Below are 621 nucleotides of genomic sequence, written 5' to 3' on the forward strand. Positions count from 1 at the left end.
TTCAAGGGTAATGCGGATTTGGATTGCGCCTGGGGAGGATGATGGTGGGGATCTGAATTTATCCAGCTACGTGTTTACCGAAATTGAACCGCGCCGGTGGGATATTGGGGTGTCCGCACCTCGAACGGTTTCGCCAGTGCTACGTCCACTTCAGACTCAAAGCGATTCAGCCTCAGCGGGAGCTGATGGTAAGCGCGATAACTTGAGTATCTACGGAGAAACTAACGAATGACAAATGCAGTTCGCACCATTCAAACTCAGCGCCTAATGACCATTGGTGCGCTTGGTTTAATGGCGTTAATGATTTCGGAGCCCTCATTTGCGGGCACCGGTGGTGATGCTTTCACCGATGTGTGGGATACCCTAAAAGACTGGACCCAAGGTACTTTGGGACGGATCGTAGCGGGAGCCATGGTTCTGGTGGGTATTGTGGGCGGTATCGCTCGCCAAAGCTTGATGGCCTTTGCCTTGGGCATTGGTGGCGGTATGGGTCTCTACAATACGCCAACAGTCGTTGAAAGTGTCATGTCTGCAACTTTACCTGTTGTTGCCAGTACTCAAGAAGTCATTGGCACAGCAGTTCCAGCGATCAGCGCCGTTTTACTGGGCACCTGATAATAT

The 621-nt window shown here is 51.5% G+C and carries 2 protein-coding genes; both read left to right on the plus strand.

What is annotated here, in order from left to right; genetic code table 11:
- The coding region (locus R7044_RS26350; RefSeq protein ID WP_225456132.1) for a TraV family lipoprotein at positions 1-232 on the plus strand (232 nt) is incomplete at its 5' end.
- Positions 229-615, plus strand: a complete 387-nt coding sequence (gene traA, locus R7044_RS26355) for a TraA family conjugative transfer protein (RefSeq protein ID WP_023584042.1) — start codon at positions 229-231, stop codon at positions 613-615. The genes R7044_RS26350 and traA, both read left to right, overlap by 4 nt.
- Positions 616-621: the final 6 nt, after the last annotated feature.

This window comes from Vibrio sp. 1402 (assembly GCF_033340275.1).

Coding starts and splice junctions, on each gene's coding strand:
- traA (WP_023584042.1), top strand. CDS start 229: ATGACAAATGCAGTTCGCACCATTCAAACTCAGCGCCTAATGACCATT.